Here is a 16,928-nt window from a genome sequence, read left to right as displayed (position 1 = left end):
GCCGCGAGGTGCGGGGGGCTTCACGGCCGCCGCGCCGCACCGCCGTGACCCCGCGGTGCGGCTCCACCACGGCCCGCAGCTAGCGCACCGCCCCCGCGAGCACCGGGCGCAGCTGCGGCCAGCGCTGCCAGAACGCCCGCTCGGCGTCGGCGGCCCGGGCCTCCTCCAGCGCGTGCAGCCGCCCCCAGGTCCAGGCGTTCTCCCCGGCGGCGAACGCCTGCAGGCCCAGGTCGTGGCAGAGCTGCCGGGTGATGAAGGTGTCCTGCCGGTCGCCGAGCACCTCCTGCACGCCCTTGAGCTCCTTGACCAGCGTGCGGACGGGCGCGCCGAGCACCGGGGCGACCGCCTCGGCGGTGTAGCGCAGCCGCTTGGCGGCCTTCCGGACGTCGTGCAGCGCCTGGTCGTCGTCGGCGTCCACCGCGGCGTCGACCCGCTTGGTCAGCCGCTTCACCGCGCCGCGCAGCACCGCGCGGGCCACCTCGTCGGCCGGCTCGTCGGCCCACTCGGTGAACGGCGGGTCGGCGGCCAGGGCATCGAGCTCGTCGAGCAGCCGCAGGTACTGCGGGTCGCCCAGCGAGCGGAGCGCCGCCTTCTCGCCGGCGGCGGTGTCCCGGATCTCGGTCTGCTGCAGCCGCGCGGCCACGGGCCCGAGGACCAGCTCGACCGGCTGGGCGGCGACGACCTCGCGCAGGTGGGCCAGCGTGACCTCGGAGTCCCGGGTCCCGGACAGCGTGCGGCCGACCTCCTGCAGCGCCGCGCGCAGCGGCTCGGTGCGCTCCGGGTCGAGGACCGGGCGGAACACGGCCAGCACGCTGCGCAGCCGCCGGCAGGCCACCCGCACCTGGTGGACGCCGTCCGGCTGGCCGGTGCGCACCATCAGGTCGGCGTCCTGCAGGCCCTGCAGCTGCTCGCGCAGCACGGTGCGGACGACGTCCGCGGCGACCGGCCGCGGCCCGGCGGCCTTCTTGCCGTGCTTCTTCTTCCCGCCCTTGCCCTTGGCCTTCACCGGCGCGGCGGGAGCCGGGCCGGCGAGCGCGGCGAGCCGGTCGGCGAGCACCCGGGACAGCTTCGCCGGGGACGTGGCGGGCGCGGCGCCGGCCGCGACCAGCGCGTCGGCGACCGCGGCGAGCAGGTCCTCGTCGCCGTCGACCAGCTCCACCTCGACCTCGCGCCAGGCGGTGACGACGGCAGCCTCGCCGGGCCCGGCGGGGAACGCGGTGCCGCTGACGTGGTCGTCGGCCACCTCGGCGAGCACCCGGCCGTCCTCGCCCAGCAGCTCGGTGACCACCCGGCGGGTGCGCAGCAGCGCGACCTGGGTGGCCGGGGCGGTGCGCACGATGCCCAGCACCGGCGCGAGCACCGCCTTCGGTGGGGTGCGGGCGGCGCGGCCGACCGGCGAGTGCAGCTCGCGGCGGCCGCCGGCCACCGCCGGCAGCTTCACGTGCCAGCCGGCGTCGGTGCCGCCGGTGCGCCGGCGCAGCGTGACCCGGGCGCGGGCCAGCCGCAGGTCGGCGGTGTCGTAGTACGCAGCCTCGAGCTCGTGCTCCACCGGCGCGCCGACCGACGCCACCCCCGGCAGCCCGGTCAGGTCGGGGAGCGCGAAGCCCGCCCCGACGTCGAACTTGCGCTCGATCTCCAGATGCTCGACGGCCACCTGGGACACCTCCTCGTTCCGCGGCGCAACCGCAGGTCACGGCTGTGCGGTGCTGGTCCTACCGCACCGAGGTGAACGGCACACGTCCAGGTGATCATGAGGCGGCGACCGGGGCGGCCGACGAGGATGACCCGGTGAGCCCGCTCCGCACCTCCTCCGCCGCCACCGCCCTGGCGCTGCCGTGGGCCGCCTGGGCCGCGGTCCGCGCGACCGGCGCCGACCGCGGCTTCCCGGTCACCCCGGCCCTGGCGTTGACGCCGTACGCGGCGGCGAGCAGCCTGCTGCCGCTCGCCGCGGCGGTGGCGACCCGCTCCCGCCCGGCGACCGCGCTGGCGGCCGCCTCGGCCGCGCTGCTCGGGGGCACGGTGCTCCAGCGGGTGCGGCGCCGGCCGGCCGCCGGGCCCACGGCGTCCCGGCCGCTGCGGCTGGTCTCGCTGAACATGCTGCACGGCCGGGCGGACCCGGCCGCGACCCGCGACCTGGTCGCCGCCACCGACGCCGACGTGCTCGCGCTCATGGAGGTGACCCCGGAGGCGGTGACCGCCCTGCTGGACGCCGGCATCGCCGACCTGCTGCCGGAGGCGCACGTCGTCCCGGCCGGGGAGGGGCAGCCCGCCGGCGCCGGCGGCGCGATGTGGACCCGGCTGGAGGTGGCCTCCCGGACGGTGCTGCCCGGCCGGTTCGGCCAGCCGGTCGCCCGGCTCGTGCTCCCCGGCGCCCCGGACGTCGAGGTGACCGCGGTGCACACCCACCCGCCGGCCCGCTCGTCCGAGCACGTGCGCCGGTGGACCGAGGAGCTCGCCCTGCTCGGCGAGCCGGACGACGACGTGCTGCGGGTGCTGGCCGGCGACTTCAACGCCACCGTCGACCACGCGGCCTTCCGCCGGCTGCTCGGCACCGGCTGGGTGGACGCCGCGCAGGCCACCGGTCAGTCGTGGCGGGCGACCTGGCAGCCGGAGGGCTTGCCCGAGCCGCGGCTGACGCTGGACCACGTGCTCGCCGACCCGCGCGTGGGGGTGCGCTCGTTCGGGGTGGTGCGGGTGCCGGGGTCCGACCACCGGGCGCTGGTCACCGAGCTGCGGGTGCCGCTGACCGGGCCGGTCGAGGTCTGAGCGCCCCGGGACGTTGAGAAGCCCCGGGCGGCAGGTTCCGCACCACCGCCGCCCGGGGCTGGACTCCCCGTGCCCCGGCAGGCGCGGTGAACACACCGATCCTGTGTGATCGGTGTGGAGTCTCGACGGCCTCGGTGGGCCGTCACGGTGGGTTGACCACCGGTCACTCAACCGATGCGGACGTCGTCCTGCCCGCTGATCGAGACGACGTCGCCGCGGTGCAGCTGCCGGCCCCGGCGCTCCTCGGGCTCGCCGTTGACCGTGACGTCCCCGGCCGTGAGCAGGTCCTTCACCTGGGCCCCGGTCGGGACGGCGTCGGCCAGCTTCAGCAGCTGCCCCAGCCGGATGGACTCCTCGCCGTTCCGCAGTTCGATGGTGCGCACGGCGGCCATCCTCCCCTCAGACCGGCCGGACCTCGTCGCCGACGGCCACCGACCCCGGCCAGGGCACCCGCGCGCCGACCGCCAGCTCGCCGTCCCGCTCCCGGTGGACGGCGCGCAGCACGCCGGTGTCGCGGCCGATGCCGCCGGCCTGCGGGCGGGTGACCATCACGCACCGGGACACCCGGCCGACCACCTCGAGCTCGGCGGTGCCGACCGCCACCCGGGATCCCACCAGCGCGTCCTCGCCCGCGCCGGCCAGCACCAGGTTGGCCCGGAACCGCCGCGGGTCCCAGTCGCCGAGGGTGCCCTCGGACACCAGCGTGACCCGGAAGTCGGCGCCGTCGTGGAAGGCGCCGTGCGCTCCGGTGAACGACCGCCACTCACGGTCCTGCCCGTCGTCGGCGACGTCGTCCGGGCTCTCGTAGCGACGGGCCGCGGCGACGTCGCCGGCCCGGCGCAGCGCGATCCGCCGGCCGGCCCAGTCCGAGAGCACCGCGTCGTCCCGGGTGACCGTGCCGTCGGGCAGCACGACGTCGGCCCCGCCGTCGGCGGCCAGCCGGGCGGCGGCGAACAGCAGCTCCGGCACCCGGCGCGCGGTGAGCCCGAACCCGGTGGTCTCGTCGAACAGCGCCCAGCCGCGGTCGCCGACGATGCCCTCGGGCCCCAGGTCCGCGCGGTCCAGCCGCTCGCCCTGCAGCGACTTCACCGGGTACCGCCACAGGGCCGCGACGGTCAGCCCGCCGCTCACGCCGCGGGGGTCCACCGCAGCGTCCAGGTGCCCGACCAGTCGGCACCCGGGGCCAGCACGACCAGGTCCGTGCCGTCGGCCAGCGCGTTCGGCGGGCAGGTCATCGGCTCCACCGCGAGGCTCCGCCGGCGCTGGCCGGCCGGCAGCGTGTCGCCGGAGTAGACCTGCAGCCACGGCCACGCCCCGTCGACGGCGAGCTCCAGCGCGCCGCGCGGGCCGGACAGCCGCAGCCGGGCCCAGCCGTCGTCGTCGCGCACCAGGTCGGTGACCGGGTCGTCGAGCTCCCGGTCGCCGATCCGGCCGACCGCTCCGTCGAAGGCGGAGCTCCGGCCCGTGGGCAGGCCGGCGTCGACCTCCATCCGGGTGCGGGCCGGCACGCTGAGCTCGGCGTCGGCCAGGCCGCCCTCGGCCTCGGCGCCGACGTGCAGGTACGGGTGCATGCCCGCGCCGAACGGGGCGTCGGTGCTGCCGGCGTTGCGCACCCGGACGGTCACCGTGAGCCCGTCGGCCGCCAGCCGGTAGTCGATCGCGGCGGCCAGCCGGAACGGGTACCCGCTGCGCGGCTCGACCACGGTGCCGACGGTGACGGCGTCCGCGGTCTGCGCGAGCACCGCCCACGGCTGCCAGGACACCAGCCCGTGCATGGCGTTGGGCGACTCGGCGGAGACGACGTCCAGCTTCAGGTCCCGGCCGCCCCACGACCAGCGGCCGCCGCGCAGCCGGTTGGGCCAGGGCAGCAGCACGCCGCCGCGCCGCCCGGCGGGCACGGTCCCCTCCGCGTAGCCGTCGAGCACCTGCCAGTCGCCGACGGCGAGCTCCCGCAGACCGCCGCCGCGCAGGTCGACGGCCAGCCGGGCCCCGCCCTGCCGGAGCTCCACCCCGAGCGGCTCGGTGGCCGGCCAGGGGGCCGCGGTGGTGGGGTCCTGCGCCATGGTTCCTCCAGGTGAGCGGTGGGGCCGGTCCATCCCACCACCGCTGCCCGTTCCACGTGGAACGGGCACTGACGACCGCTCCTGTTCGTGACAGACGTCAGTGGTGCCCGGCGGGGAGGACACCGCACACTGGTGGCACGCCGTCCCGAGGAGCCGTCATGCCCGAGCCGCACCTGCGCGCCGCCGACGCCGACCGCGCCGCGGTGGCCGAGGCACTGGGGCGCGCGATGACCTCCGGCCGCCTCTCCGTCGAGGAGTACGACGACCGGCTCACCCGCACCTGGGCCGCCCGGACCTACGGCGAGCTGACGCCGCTCACCGCCGACCTGCCCGACCAGCCGCGCCCCGCGGCGGTACCCGTGCCGGCACCGGCCCCCGCGCCCGCGCACGGCGGCGAGGTCTGCACCGGCGGCTCGGGGAACGTGCACGCCTGGCGCAGCTGGGCGGCCACCTCGCTGATCGTGATCACCGTCTGGCTGGTCACGATGATCGCCAGCCAGCAGTTCATCTACCCGTGGCCGGTGTGGGTGGTCGGCCCGTGGGGCGTGGTGCTGCTGGCCCAGCGGGTGCGCGGCGACCGCCCGGACGACGGCCCGCGCCGGCTGCCCGGCTGACCCCCTCCACACACGACGAAGGCCCCCTCCCGGTCGGGAGGGGGCCTTCAATCTGGTGGGCAAGGGGGGAGTTGAACCCCCACGTCCTTTCGGACACACGGACCTGAACCGTGCGCGTCTGCCATTCCGCCACTTGCCCTGGCGAGGAAGAACACTAGCAGCCCGTCCGACACCCCCTGCACGCACCCCCTGGCGGGCCCCCTGCAGCGCCCGCCGCTGGTAGACAGGACCGACCGCCCGACGGGACGACTTCGTCCGGGGCGCCCGGCGCTGCGACCCGGACGGGGGACACCCGCCCGGTTACCATCGGCGCCCGGGGCAGTGGGAGGCCGAGCGAACGCAAGGGAGCGACTGTGGGTGTGCTGCAGCGCTTCGAGCGACGGCTCGAGGGCATGGTGGGGCTGACGTTCGCCCGGATCTTCAAGGGCAAGGTCCACCCCGCCGAGATCGCCCACGCCCTGCAGCGCGAGGCCGACGAGCAGCGCAACGTGCTGGGCGGCGGCCGGGTGCTCGCCCCCAACGTCTACGTCGTGACCCTCGGCCCGGTCGACCACGACAACCTCGCCGAGTGGTCCGAGCAGCTGTCCGCCGAGCTCGCCGACATGGTCACCGAGCACGTCGAGGCGGAGGGCTGGGAGACGTTCGGCGACGTCGAGGTGCACCTGGAGCGCAACGAGGAGCTGCGCACCGGCGTCTTCGAGGTCGCCTCGCACGTCACCGGCTCGGGCGCGCCCCCGCACCGGCAGGAGGCCGCCGTCCCGGCGCCCCCCGGGCCCGGCGTCCCCCCGCTTCCGCCGCTGCCGTCGCTGGGCGGCCAGCCGCCGCGGCCGGCCGAGCGGCTCGGCGCGCACGTCACGCACCTGCTGGTCGTCGACGGCCCCGGCACCAGGCACGTGCTGGAGCAGGGCAGCAACGTGATCGGCCGGGGCACCGAGGCCGACATCCGGATCCCCGACACCGGGGTGAGCCGCAAGCACGTCGACGTGCAGCTGGCCGGGAGCACGGTCACCGTGGAGGACCTCGGCTCCACCAACGGCACCCTGGTCAACGGCCGGCGGGTCGGGCGGCAGGACCTGGCCGACGGCGACGTCCTGCGGATCGGGCACTCCGTGCTGGTGTACCGGCAGGACGGCCGGTGACGCCCCGTCGGGCGGAGGTGAGCGGATGACCGCCGAGATCGTGCTCCAGGTGTTCCGGTTCGGCTTCCTCGCGCTGCTGTGGCTGTTCATCTTCGCCGCGTTCCGGGTGGTGCGGGCCGACCTGTTCGGGGGCCGCCCCGGCCGGGTGGCCTCGGTGCCGCCGCGGGCCGCGGTCGCCGGCGCGCGCAAGCGCGGCAGCAAGGGTCCCCGCCACCTCGTGGTCACCGCCGGTCCGCTCACCGGCACCCGCATCACCCTCGGCGAGCAGGCCATCCTGATCGGCCGCGCCGACGACTCCACCCTCGTGCTCACCGACGACTTCGCCAGCTCGCGGCACGCCCGGCTCACCAACCGGAGCGGCCAGTGGTACGTCGAGGACCTGGGTTCGACCAACGGCACCTACCTCGACCAACAGCGCGTGCAGGGCCCGCTGCTGGTCTCCCCCGGCCAGCCGATCCGGATCGGGCAGACCGTGCTGGAGCTCCGTTCATGACTCTCGTCCTGCGCTACGCCGCGCGCTCCGACCGCGGCCTGATCCGGGGTTCCAACCAGGACTCCGTCTACGCCGGCCCCCGGCTGCTCGCCGTCGCCGACGGCATGGGCGGCCACGCGGCCGGCGACGTCGCCAGCAAGGTGGTCATCGCCGCCCTGGAGCACCTGGACGACGACGCGCCGTCCGGTGACCTGCTGCAGGCGCTGCGGCAGGCCGTGTTCGACGGCAGCGAGCACCTGCGCGAGGTGATCCGCGAGGCCCCCCAGCTGGAGGGCATGGGGACGACGCTGACCGCGGTGCTGTTCGCCGGCGGCCGGCTGGGCCTGTGCCACGTCGGCGACTCGCGCGCCTACCTGATGCGCGACGGCCAGCTGGCGCAGATCACCCACGACGACACGTTCGTGCAGACGCTGATCGACGACGGCCGGATCACCGAGGAGGAGGCCAACAGCCACCCCCAGCGGTCGCTGCTGCTGCGGGCCCTCAACGGCCAGGACGTCGAACCGGACCTGTCGATGCGCGAGGCGCGGGCCGGTGACCGGTACCTGCTGTGCTCCGACGGCCTGTCCGGGGTGGTCAGCTTCGAGACGATGGCCGAGGCGCTGCGCGACCCCGACCCGCAGGCCACCGCCGACCGGCTGATCGAGCTGGCGCTGCGCAGCGGCGGCCCGGACAACATCACCTGCATCGTCGCCGACGTCGTCGAGGACGACGGGCGCGGCGGCACGATGGAGCCGGTGGTCGACGGCGCGGCCGGCGACAACGTCGGGCAGCGCGAGGTCGACCCCCGGTCCGCGGCCGGGCGGGCCGCGCTCGCCGACGCCGCGGCCGCCGCCGCGCCGTCGACCCCGGTGACCGCCACCGCCACCCCGCCGGTGCGCCGCCGCCGGCCGCTGCGCAACGGGCTGATCGCGCTCGCCGTCCTCGTGGTGCTGGCCGCGGCCTCGGTCGGCGGCTACGCCTTCGTGATGGGGCACTGGTTCGTCGGCACCGAGGCGACCGCGGACGGCGAGCGGGTCGCGGTGTTCCAGGGCCTCAACGCCTCGTTCATCGGGCTGGACCTCTACCGGCTGGACCACGCCACCGCCCTGTCGACCGGCGACCTCACCCAGGCGGCCCGCAGCCGGGTCGACTCCGGCATCACCGCCGCCGACGAGCCCGACACCGACCGGATCCTGGGCAACCTGCGCAGCCAGCAGCTGCCGCTGTGCCCGACCACCTCCGCGGTCTCCAGCTCCAGCCCGGCTCCCACCTCGGCGGCCCCCGGCGACGCCGCGGCGACCTCGCCCGCGCTGCCCGGCGACAGCGCGCTGCCCCCGGGCGACCCCGCGGCCACCCCGACCGCCGCCGTCCCCACCGACGCGCTGCCCACCGCCGCGGTCCCGAGCGACGCGCTCCCCACCGACGACACACCCGAGTCCACCCGCACCCAGGTGCCGGGGAAGGACTGCCGGGAGGCCGACTAGTGGCCGACCCCGGGACCGACCCCCGCGCCACCCCCGCCGCGCCCCCTGCCGGGCAGCCCACCCGGCGGGGCACCGAACTGGCGCTGCTCGGCTTCGCGGTGGTCATCACGCTGGCCGCGCAGTGCATCGTCGACATCACCGTGACCGGCTCGCTGAGCCCGACGCTCGCGGAGTTCGGCATCTGGTTCAGCGCGCTGTGGGCGGTCGCGCACCTGGTCGTGCGCAAGTGGGCGCCCTACGCCGACCCGCTGCTGCTGCCGTGCGTCGCCGTCCTGGTCGGGCTCGGGCTGGTCATGATCCACCGGCTGGACCTCGCCGGTGAGCAGCCCGGCGGGCAGGACACCGGCACCGACGCGCCCGTGCAGCTGCTGTGGGCGACCGTCGGCCTGGTGCTGTTCATCGCGGTGCTGGTCGTGGTGAAGGACCACCGGATGCTGGCCCGGTTCGCCTACACCCTGGCGCTGGTCGGCCTGGTGCTGCTGGCCATCCCGGCGGTGCTGCCGAACTCGACGATCAACGGCGCGAAGCTGTGGATCCGGGTCGCCGGGTTCTCCATCCAGCCCGGTGAGTTCGCCAAGATCTGCCTCGTCGTCTTCTTCGCCGCCTACCTGGTCGACAAGCGGGACGTGCTGGCGCTGGCCAGCCGCAAGGTCGCCGGGCTCGAGCTGCCGCGCGGCCGCGACCTCGGCCCGGTGCTGCTGGCCTGGGTGGCGTCGATCCTGGTGCTGGTGTTCGAGCGCGACCTGGGCAGCTCGCTGCTGCTGTTCGGCATCTTCGTGGTGATGCTCTACGTCGCCACCGAGCGCGCCAGCTGGCTGGTCATCGGCGTCGTGCTGTTCGCCGGCGGCGCGTTCATCGCCTACCAGGTGTTCGGCCACGTGCGGGTGCGCGTCGACACCTGGCTCGACCCGTTCGCCTACCGGGCCGGCGGCGGCTACCAGGTGGTCCAGTCGCTGCTGGGCCTGGGCACGGGCGGCATCTTCGGCGCCGGCCTCGGCGGTGGCCGCCCGGACCAGGTGCCGGTGGCCAAGAGCGACTTCATCGCCGCCGCGATCGGCGAGGAGCTGGGCCTGTTCGGGCTCGTCGCGGTGATCGTGCTGTACGTCGTCATCGTCGAGCGGGGGCTGCGGACGTCGCTCGTCGTCCGGGACGCCTTCGGCAAGCTGCTGGCTGCGGGCCTGGCGTTCGCGGTCGCCTGGCAGGTGTTCGTCGTCCTCGGCGGCGTCACCAGCCTGCTGCCGCTGACCGGCCTGACCACGCCGTTCCTGGCCTACGGCGGTTCGTCGCTGGTGGCCAACTTCGGGCTGATCGCGCTGCTCATCCGGATCAGCGACGCCGCCCGCCGCCCGGCCACCCCGGCGGCTCCCCCGCCGCCCAAGCTCGTGGACGCCCCGACCGAGGTCGTGCGCCCGTGAACGCCCCGGTGCGCAAGGTCGCGATCGCGGCGATGGTGTTGTTCGCCCTGCTGATCCTCAACGTCAACTACATCCAGGTGGTGCGCGCCAACGCGCTGCGCAAGGACGAGGGCAACACCCGGCAGCTGTACCAGGAGTACGACCGGGAGCGCGGCTCGATCACCGTCGCCGGCAACCCCATCGCCGCCTCGCAGGCCACCGACGGCGCGCTCAAGTACCTGCGCACCTACCCCGACGGCCCCACCTACGCACCGGTCACCGGCTGGTACTCGCTGGTCTCCGGCACGACCGGGCTGGAGCAGGTGGAGAACGACGTGCTGTCCGGCAGCGACCCGCGGCTGACCTTCCGCCGGCTCGCCGACCTGTTCACCGGCCGCGACCCGGCCGGCGGCAACGTCGAGCTCACCCTCGACCCGAACGTGCAGAAGACGGCGATGGACGGCCTGCTGGCGCTGGACGGGATGACCGGCGCCGTGGTGGCGCTGGACCCCGAGACCGGCGCCGTCCTGGGCCTGGCCAGCGCGCCGACCTTCGACCCGAACCAGCTGTCCAGCCACGAGCCGGCCAAGATCCGCGAGTACCGCAAGTCGCTGACCAACCAGCAGCTGCTCAACCACGCGATCGACGACCGGTACTCGCCCGGTTCGGTGTTCAAGGTCGTCGTCTCCGCCGCGGCCCTGTCGACCGGCGACTACACCGCGCAGACCGCGGTGCCGGCCCCCGACCTCTACACCCCGCCGGGCACCAGCAAGGGCATCCAGAACTACAACGGCGAGACCTGCAACGGCGGCGGTGACCAGCCGCTGCTCGAGGCGCTGGAGATGTCCTGCAACACCGCGTTCGCCCAGCTCGGCGTGACGCTGGGCGAGGACAAGGTGCGCGACATGGCCGAGGCCTTCGGCATCGACGACGAGAAGTCGGAGATCCCGCTCGAGGTGAACGGCAGCACCCTCGGCGACATCCCCGACCAGCCGGCGCTCGCGCAGAGCTCCATCGGCCAGCGCGACGTCCAGCTCACCCCGCTGCAGGCCGCGATGATCGCCGCCACGGTGGCCAACAAGGGCACGCAGATGAAGCCGTACCTGGTGAAGTCGATCCAGGCGCCGGACCTCACCACGATCGACCAGACCGACCCGGAGGAGCTCGGCAACCCGATCAGCGAGCAGGTCGCCGCCCAGCTGGACGACATGATGACCGCGGTCGTCACCGGCCCGCGGGGCACCGGCAAGAAGGCGGCCATCCCGGGTGTGAAGGTGGCCGGCAAGACCGGCACCGCGCAGACCGACCCGGACGCCAAGGACAACTCCTGGTTCGTCGGCTACGCGGACAAGGACGGCAGGAAGATCGCCGTCGCCGTGTTCATCAAGGGCGGCGGCACCGGCGGCGACAAGTCCGCCCCGCTGGCCAAGCAGGTCATGCAGGCCTACCTCTCCGGACAGGGCGACTGATGCCGATCAGCGTGGGCAGCGTCCTCGCCGGGCGCTACGAGGTGGTCGCCCCGATCGCCACCGGCGGCATGGGCGAGGTCTGGCAGGCCCGGGACCGCACGCTCGGCCGGATCATCGCGCTCAAGGTGCTGCGCACCGAGTACGCCGGCGACACCAGCTTCCTCATCCGGTTCCGCAACGAGGCCCGGCACACCGCGGGGCTCTCGCACCCCAACATCGCCTCGGTCTACGACTACGGCGAGAGCCAGCTCGACGGGCAGCGGCTGGCCTACCTGGTGATGGAGTACGTCGAGGGCAAGCCGCTGGTCAGCCTGCTCGCGGAGTTCGGCCGGCTCACCTCCGAGCAGACCCTCGACGTGCTCGCCCAGGCCGGCGACGGCCTGTCGGCCGCGCACGAGGCCGGCGTGGTGCACCGCGACATCAAGCCGGGCAACCTGCTGGTGCGCCCGGACGGCGTGGTGAAGCTGACCGACTTCGGCATCGCCCGGGCCCGCGACGCCGTGCCCCTCACCCGCACCGGCATGGTCGTGGGCACCGCCCAGTACCTCTCCCCCGAGCAGGCGCAGGGCTTCGCCGTCACCCCGGCGTCGGACGTCTACTCCCTCGGCGTCGTGGGCTACGAGTGCCTGGCCGGGGTGCGGCCCTTCGACGGCGAGTCGCAGGTGGCGATCGCGCTGGCCCAGATCAACCGGCCCCCGCCGCCGCTGCCCGCCGACGTGCCGCCCGCCGTCCGGTCGCTGATCGAGCGCGCACTGGCCAAGAACCCCGCGCAGCGGTTCACCGACGGCGGGGCGTTCGCCGACGCCGTCCGGGACGTCGCGGCCGGCGCCACCGTGCCGTCGACCGCCGAGACCGCGGTCGTCGACCCCGACAGCCTGGGCACGACGGTGCTGCCCGTCACCGGGCCCGGCACGGCCCCGCGCACCGGCGTGCGCACCGGCCCGCGGACCACCCCGCCGCTGCCCCCGCTGGCCGGCCCGCCGGTCGACGGCGGCGACCAGCCCGGGGACGACGGGTTCGACGGCTGGGACGACGACGCGGCCGACCAGCGCACCCGCCGCCGCAACCGGCTGATAGCGCTGGCCGCCGTGCTGGCCGTGCTGCTGGTCGCCGGCGGCGTCTACGTGCTGGTCAACAGCGGGAACGACGGGAGCAGCGGCAGCGCGGCACCGCCCAAGCCCTCGAGCACCCGCTCGATCGAGGCCGGCGACGTGCTCGTCGACGCGGCGGCCTACGTCGGCAAGCCGCTGGACGAGGTGACCGACGACCTCGAGGCGAAGAAGCTGGTCGTCACCACCGAGGAGGCGCCGGACTACCTCCTCGTGCAGCTGGACGCCGACATGCCGAAGGGCCGCGTGGTCACCACCGACCCGTTCAAGCAGAAGGTCGCCGAGGGCAGCGAGGTGGTCGTCTACTTCACGGCCAGCGCCTACACGACCGACGACGGCGCCGACCAGAGCGACCAGCAGGAGCAGACCACCGCGCCGGTGGCCCCCGGCCAGGACGGCGCCCCGGGCAACGACGTCACCAACGCCCCGGGCACCGGCTCGGGGGCGACCGGGAGCGCTCCGAACGGCAACAACCCGGGCAACGGGCAGTCGGGCAGCAGCACCACGACGGGGACCAGGCCGAGCGACGTCAAGCCCTCGAACCCCAGGCCGTCCAACCCGAAGCCATCGGACCCCCGGCCCTCGGACCCCAAGCCCTCGGATCCCAAGCCCTCGGACCCGGTGCCGTCGGAGGAGACCAAGACCTCCGACGCCCCCAGCGCCTCGCCGAGCCCGTCCGCCGACCAGCCGTCGCCGGACGCGGCAGCGGGTGCGGCGGGCAAGGCGCAGACCGCCGACGTCGTCGCCGTCCCGGCCCCGTGAACCCCTTTCGTCACACTCCCCGCGCCGCGGCGGTGGGGGCCGCCGCAGCGATTAGGCTCGCCGCCGGGTCGCCGCGACCTGGTGGCGAACCGGGTCGGCAGGCGCTCCCCACGACACTGCACGACCGCCGAGAGGACCCCCGATGACCACGCCCCCGGTGCTCGGTGAGCGCTACGAGATCGGCGGGGTGCTCGGCCGTGGCGGCATGGCGGAGGTGCACCGCGGCCGGGACATGCGCCTGGGCCGCGAGGTCGCCGTCAAGGTGCTCCGCCAGGACCTCGCCCGCGACCCGTCCGCCCAGGTGCGCTTCCGCCGAGAGGCCCAGGCCGCCGCGTCGCTGAACCACCCGGCGATCGTCGCCGTCTACGACACCGGCGAGGACCGCACCACCACCGGCGCGACCCCGTACATCGTGATGGAGTTCGTCGAGGGCGAGACGCTGCGCGACGTCATCCGCCGCGAGGGCCACCTCGACCCGGTGCGCGCCATGTCGCTCACCGCCGACATCTGCGCCGCGCTGGACTTCAGCCACCGCAACGGCATCGTGCACCGGGACGTCAAGCCCGGGAACGTGATGATCACGCCGCAGGGCACCGTCAAGGTGATGGACTTCGGCATCGCTCGCGCGGTGTCCGACTCCGCGGCGACCATGACCTCCACGGCGGCGGTCATCGGCACGGCCCAGTACCTGTCCCCCGAGCAGGCCCGCGGCGAGGGCGTCGACGCCCGCTCCGACGTCTACTCGGCCGGCTGCCTGCTCTACGAGCTGGTCACCGGCACCCCGCCGTTCACCGGCGACTCCCCCGTCGCCGTGGCGTACCAGCACGTGCGCGAGGACCCGAAGACGCCGTCCTCCCTCAACCCCGACATCCCGCCGTCGCTGGACGCGATCCTGCTCAAGGCGATGAGCAAGAACCCGGCGAACCGCTACCAGTCGGCCGCCGACATGCGCGCGGACCTGCTGCGGGCCATCGCCGGCGAGCGGGTCGAGGCCACCCCGGTGATGAGCGACAACGAGCGCACCGCGCTGATCGGCGCGGTGCCCGGGGGCGGCAACGGCGGCTACGGCAACGGCGGGTACGACGACGGCCAGTGGGACGGCGAGGACCCCGAGGCCGCCCGCCGGCGCAAGCGCCGCACCGTCATCCTCTCGGTGGTCGCCGCGCTGCTGGTGATCGGCGTGGTGGTGACCGGCATCGTCCTGCTCAACAGCGGGGGCGAGAAGAAGGACGACACCGCGGCCGCGCCGTCGCAGGTGACCGTGCCGGCCAACCTGGTCGGGCTGACCGAGCAGGACGCCACCGCGGCGCTGCAGCAGGTCGGCCTCAGCTCGCGGGTGACGCCGCAGGCCAGCGACGCCGAGGACGAGGGCAAGGTGCTCAGCACCGACCCCACCCCCGGGACGAAGGTCGACGAGGGCGGCACTGTCGCCCTGGTCGTCGGCCAGGGCCCGGACACCATCGCGCTGCCCGGGGTCGTCGGGCTCCAGGTGTCCGCGGCGCAGGGCAACCTCCGCTCGGCCGGGTTCACCTCGATCACGATCGACAACGTCTCCTCGACCAAGCCGAAGGGCCAGGTCATCGCGGTCGACCCCGAGGAGGGCAGCCAGGTGTCGCCCGAGCAGACGATCACCCTGTCGGTCTCCCAGGGCACCGCCGGGATCCCGGACGTCGTCGGCCAGACCGAGGCCGCGGCCCGGGACACCCTGCAGAAGGCCGGCTTCAGCAACATCACGACGATCTCGGTGGAGAACGACGCCGTCCCGCGCGGCAACGTGGCCGGGATCGACCCGGGCGTCGGCACCCAGGCGGCGGCCGGCGACGAGGTCCAGCTGCAGATCGCCGAGCCGACCCCGACCGACCCCACGCCGTCCACGACCCCGCCCAGCGCCTCGTCGACGCCCCCCGCGAGCCCGACGGCCAGCTCCGGCAACAACGGCGGTGGCCAGGGCGGCGGCAACGGCAACGGGCAGGGCGGCGGCCAGGGCAACGGCGGCCAGGGCCAGCCCTGACCCCACCAGCCCCCTCAGCGGCCCGCTGAGACCACGAAGGGCCCCTCCCGGACGGGAGGGGCCCTTCGCCGTTCCTCAGACGACGGCGGCGGTGAGCCGGCGGGTGGTCGCGGCGGCGGCCTCGACGACCGAGGGGTCGGTCTCGACCCCGCAGGTGGTCAGCCAGGTGGCCAGCAGCTGGTGACCGCCCTCGGTGAGCACCGACTCGGGGTGGAACTGGACCCCCTCGATCGGCAGCTCGCGGTGCCGCAGCGCCATGACGATGCCCGAGGGCGTCGTCCCGGTGACCTCCAGCTCGTCGGGCACGGTGTCGACGTCGACGGCGAGCGAGTGGTACCGGGTGGCGGTGAACGGCGAGGGCAGCCCGGCGAGGACCCCGAGGCCGTCGTGCACCACGTCGCTGGTCTTGCCGTGCAGCAGCTCCGGCGCCCGGACGACGGTCGCGCCGAACGCCTCCGCGATCGCCTGGTGCCCCAGGCACACGCCCAGCACCGGCAGCCCGGCGTCGGCGGCGGCCCGCACCATCGGCACGGTCACCCCGGCGTCGGTGGGGGTGCCGGGGCCGGGGGAGAGCAGCACGCCGGCGACGTCCAGGTCGGCGACCTCGTCGACGGTCACCGCGTCGTTGCGCCGGACGATGCTGGGCACGCCCAGCTGGCCCAGGTACTGGACGAGGTTGTAGACGAAGCTGTCGAAGTTGTCGACGACCAGCACCGGCCGCCCCGTCGGCTCGCTCGCGGGATGCACGCCCCAGGTGTACACGTCGCACCCGCGCGGCGTCACGCCGGCCGGGTTCAGCCGACCTGGGCCCACCGCATGTCGAGGGCGCCGTCGTAGGGCGGCAGCGTGACGTGCCGCTGCTCCTGCACCTGGTAGGTCAGCCCGTACCGGTCGACCGCCTGCTGCAGCCAGGTGAGGTCCTGCGACTGCCCCAGGTGCTGGCGCATGGCCGACGCGTCGCCGACCGCGGTGACCACGAACGGCGGGGAGTAGGTGCGGCCCTGCAGCAGCAACGTGTTGCCGACGCAGCGGACGGCGCTGGTGGCCACCAGCCGCTTGCCCATGATCGCCACGCCCTGCGCGCCGGCCGCCCACATCGCGTTCACCACGGCCTGGACGTCGGACTGGTGGATGACGAGGTCGTCGGGCTGGGCCCCGGCGGGCAGCCCTGACCCGGGGCTGGCCGGCGCGTCGTCCAGCCGGACCTGGAGGCCGGCCCCGGTGACCTCGGTCAGCCCGGCCGCGGCCTGCTCGGCCTCCCCCTGCGCCTGCGCGTCGGCGACTCCCCCGTTGCGGCTGGCCGCCTGCTTGGTGAGCCGCTGGGCCTCCGCCTGCAGCCGGGCGAGCTCCTGCTGCTGGCGGGTGACCGAGCGGTTGCGCTGCTCGATGACCTCCGACAGCTGGGAGTTGTCCCCGGCCCGCAGGTCGGTGCCCTGCGCGGTCCGGCCCGACGTCGCGAACAGCAGCCCGGCGACCAGCGCCACGACCGGCACCAGGGCGACCCACAGCGACGGCCGGGAGAACCGGCCGCGCAGGGACGGGCGGGAGCGGGGCACGCCACCTCCTGGGGTCGACCGGGGTGCCTGCCCACCCCCTCGGGGGAGGGCGTCGGGCGCGGCCGGACCGGTCACGCCGTCCTCGG

The 16,928-nt window shown here is 75.2% G+C and carries 15 protein-coding genes and 1 tRNA gene; 9 read left to right on the top strand and 7 right to left on the bottom strand.

What is annotated here, in order from left to right; all coding sequences use genetic code 11:
- Positions 1 to 79: 79 nt before the first annotated feature.
- A complete protein-coding gene (locus tag AB0J00_RS07235; protein WP_357742295.1) occupies positions 80 to 1,654 on the bottom strand; it encodes a CYTH and CHAD domain-containing protein in 1,575 nt (524 codons plus the stop codon).
- Positions 1,655 to 1,788: 134 nt separating this feature from the next.
- On the opposite strand from AB0J00_RS07235, the gene AB0J00_RS07230 reads away from it, so the two are divergent.
- Positions 1,789 to 2,766 carry an endonuclease/exonuclease/phosphatase family protein gene (locus tag AB0J00_RS07230; protein WP_357742293.1) on the top strand — a complete coding sequence of 326 codons (978 nt, stop codon included), beginning with the start codon at positions 1,789 to 1,791 and terminating at the stop codon, positions 2,764 to 2,766.
- A 167-nt stretch (positions 2,767 to 2,933) separates the two neighbouring features.
- Here the strand turns inward: AB0J00_RS07230 and AB0J00_RS07225 are convergent, their stop codons facing one another.
- Genes AB0J00_RS07225 through AB0J00_RS07215 form a run of 3 tightly spaced genes read right to left on the bottom strand, consistent with a single transcriptional unit; the run spans position 2,934 to position 4,829 of the window.
- Positions 2,934 to 3,158 (bottom strand): RNA-binding S4 domain-containing protein, encoded by a 225-nt coding sequence (locus tag AB0J00_RS07225; protein WP_357742290.1) that lies wholly within the window; start codon positions 3,156 to 3,158, stop codon positions 2,934 to 2,936.
- Between the two features lie 7 nt (positions 3,159 to 3,165).
- Positions 3,166 to 3,897, bottom strand: coding sequence for an MOSC N-terminal beta barrel domain-containing protein (locus AB0J00_RS07220; protein ID WP_357742287.1), 732 nt, complete (start codon positions 3,895 to 3,897; stop codon positions 3,166 to 3,168).
- Positions 3,894 to 4,829: an aldose 1-epimerase family protein gene (locus AB0J00_RS07215; RefSeq protein ID WP_357742284.1), complete on the bottom strand. Its 936-nt coding sequence runs from the start codon at positions 4,827 to 4,829 to the stop codon at positions 3,894 to 3,896. The genes AB0J00_RS07220 and AB0J00_RS07215 overlap by 4 nt, the downstream gene beginning before the upstream one ends.
- 158 nt (positions 4,830 to 4,987) lie before the next feature.
- On the opposite strand from AB0J00_RS07215, the gene AB0J00_RS07210 reads away from it, so the two are divergent.
- Positions 4,988 to 5,443, top strand: a complete 456-nt coding sequence (locus tag AB0J00_RS07210) for a DUF1707 domain-containing protein (protein ID WP_357742281.1) — start codon at positions 4,988 to 4,990, stop codon at positions 5,441 to 5,443.
- Positions 5,444 to 5,496: 53 nt separating this feature from the next.
- On the opposite strand, the gene AB0J00_RS07205 is transcribed toward AB0J00_RS07210, so the two are convergent.
- Positions 5,497 to 5,582: transfer RNA gene (locus AB0J00_RS07205), tRNA-Leu, on the bottom strand.
- 214 nt (positions 5,583 to 5,796) lie between these two features.
- On the opposite strand from AB0J00_RS07205, the gene AB0J00_RS07200 reads away from it, so the two are divergent.
- The 7 genes from AB0J00_RS07200 (at position 5,797) to pknB (ending at position 15,286) form a co-directional block, all read left to right on the top strand.
- Entirely contained in the window at positions 5,797 to 6,582 is a 786-nt protein-coding gene (locus AB0J00_RS07200) for a DUF3662 and FHA domain-containing protein (protein ID WP_357742278.1), read from the top strand.
- A gap of 25 nt (positions 6,583 to 6,607) precedes the next feature.
- On the top strand, positions 6,608 to 7,075 hold the full coding sequence (locus AB0J00_RS07195; RefSeq protein ID WP_357742275.1) for an FHA domain-containing protein: 468 nt from the start codon (positions 6,608 to 6,610) through the stop codon (positions 7,073 to 7,075).
- The gene (locus AB0J00_RS07190) at positions 7,072 to 8,541 is read left to right on the top strand and encodes a protein phosphatase 2C domain-containing protein (protein ID WP_357742273.1); all 1,470 of its coding nucleotides are present in this window, start codon (positions 7,072 to 7,074) and stop codon (positions 8,539 to 8,541) included. The genes AB0J00_RS07195 and AB0J00_RS07190 overlap by 4 nt, the downstream gene beginning before the upstream one ends.
- Positions 8,541 to 9,956, top strand: a complete 1,416-nt coding sequence (locus tag AB0J00_RS07185; protein ID WP_357742270.1) for an FtsW/RodA/SpoVE family cell cycle protein — start codon at positions 8,541 to 8,543, stop codon at positions 9,954 to 9,956. Before AB0J00_RS07190 ends, AB0J00_RS07185 begins: the two co-directional genes overlap by 1 nt.
- Complete coding sequence (locus AB0J00_RS07180; RefSeq protein ID WP_357742267.1) at positions 9,953 to 11,404, top strand: penicillin-binding protein 2; 1,452 nt, start codon at positions 9,953 to 9,955, stop codon at positions 11,402 to 11,404. The genes AB0J00_RS07185 and AB0J00_RS07180 overlap by 4 nt, the downstream gene beginning before the upstream one ends.
- On the top strand, positions 11,404 to 13,275 hold the full coding sequence (locus tag AB0J00_RS07175; protein ID WP_357742264.1) for a protein kinase: 1,872 nt from the start codon (positions 11,404 to 11,406) through the stop codon (positions 13,273 to 13,275). The genes AB0J00_RS07180 and AB0J00_RS07175 overlap by 1 nt, the downstream gene beginning before the upstream one ends.
- 142 nt (positions 13,276 to 13,417) lie before the next feature.
- Positions 13,418 to 15,286: a Stk1 family PASTA domain-containing Ser/Thr kinase gene (pknB, locus tag AB0J00_RS07170; RefSeq protein WP_357742261.1), complete on the top strand. Its 1,869-nt coding sequence runs from the start codon at positions 13,418 to 13,420 to the stop codon at positions 15,284 to 15,286.
- 75 nt (positions 15,287 to 15,361) lie between these two features.
- Here the strand turns inward: pknB and AB0J00_RS07165 are convergent, their stop codons facing one another.
- Entirely contained in the window at positions 15,362 to 16,033 is a 672-nt protein-coding gene (locus tag AB0J00_RS07165; protein ID WP_357742259.1) for an aminodeoxychorismate/anthranilate synthase component II, read from the bottom strand.
- 47 nt (positions 16,034 to 16,080) lie between these two features.
- Positions 16,081 to 16,842 (bottom strand): DUF881 domain-containing protein, encoded by a 762-nt coding sequence (locus tag AB0J00_RS07160; RefSeq protein WP_357742257.1) that lies wholly within the window; start codon positions 16,840 to 16,842, stop codon positions 16,081 to 16,083.
- Positions 16,843 to 16,928 lie beyond the last annotated feature (86 nt).

It is taken from the genome of Modestobacter sp. NPDC049651, assembly GCF_040659695.1.
Classification (GTDB): domain Bacteria; phylum Actinomycetota; class Actinomycetes; order Mycobacteriales; family Geodermatophilaceae; genus Modestobacter.
Note: the sequence above shows the minus strand (reverse complement) of the source record. Positions and strands in the feature narration are given on the sequence as shown.

What these genes read in the sequence shown, in the direction of transcription:
- AB0J00_RS07175 (WP_357742264.1), top strand. Translation starts at nt 11,404, where the DNA reads ATGCCGATCAGCGTGGGCAGCGTCCTCGCCGGGCGCTACGAGGTGGTC.
- AB0J00_RS07215 (WP_357742284.1), bottom strand. Translation starts at nt 4,829, where the DNA reads ATGGCGCAGGACCCCACCACCGCGGCCCCCTGGCCGGCCACCGAGCCG.
- pknB (WP_357742261.1), top strand. Translation starts at nt 13,418, where the DNA reads ATGACCACGCCCCCGGTGCTCGGTGAGCGCTACGAGATCGGCGGGGTG.
- AB0J00_RS07195 (WP_357742275.1), top strand. Translation starts at nt 6,608, where the DNA reads ATGACCGCCGAGATCGTGCTCCAGGTGTTCCGGTTCGGCTTCCTCGCG.
- AB0J00_RS07225 (WP_357742290.1), bottom strand. Translation starts at nt 3,158, where the DNA reads ATGGCCGCCGTGCGCACCATCGAACTGCGGAACGGCGAGGAGTCCATC.
- AB0J00_RS07210 (WP_357742281.1), top strand. Translation starts at nt 4,988, where the DNA reads ATGCCCGAGCCGCACCTGCGCGCCGCCGACGCCGACCGCGCCGCGGTG.
- AB0J00_RS07190 (WP_357742273.1), top strand. Translation starts at nt 7,072, where the DNA reads ATGACTCTCGTCCTGCGCTACGCCGCGCGCTCCGACCGCGGCCTGATC.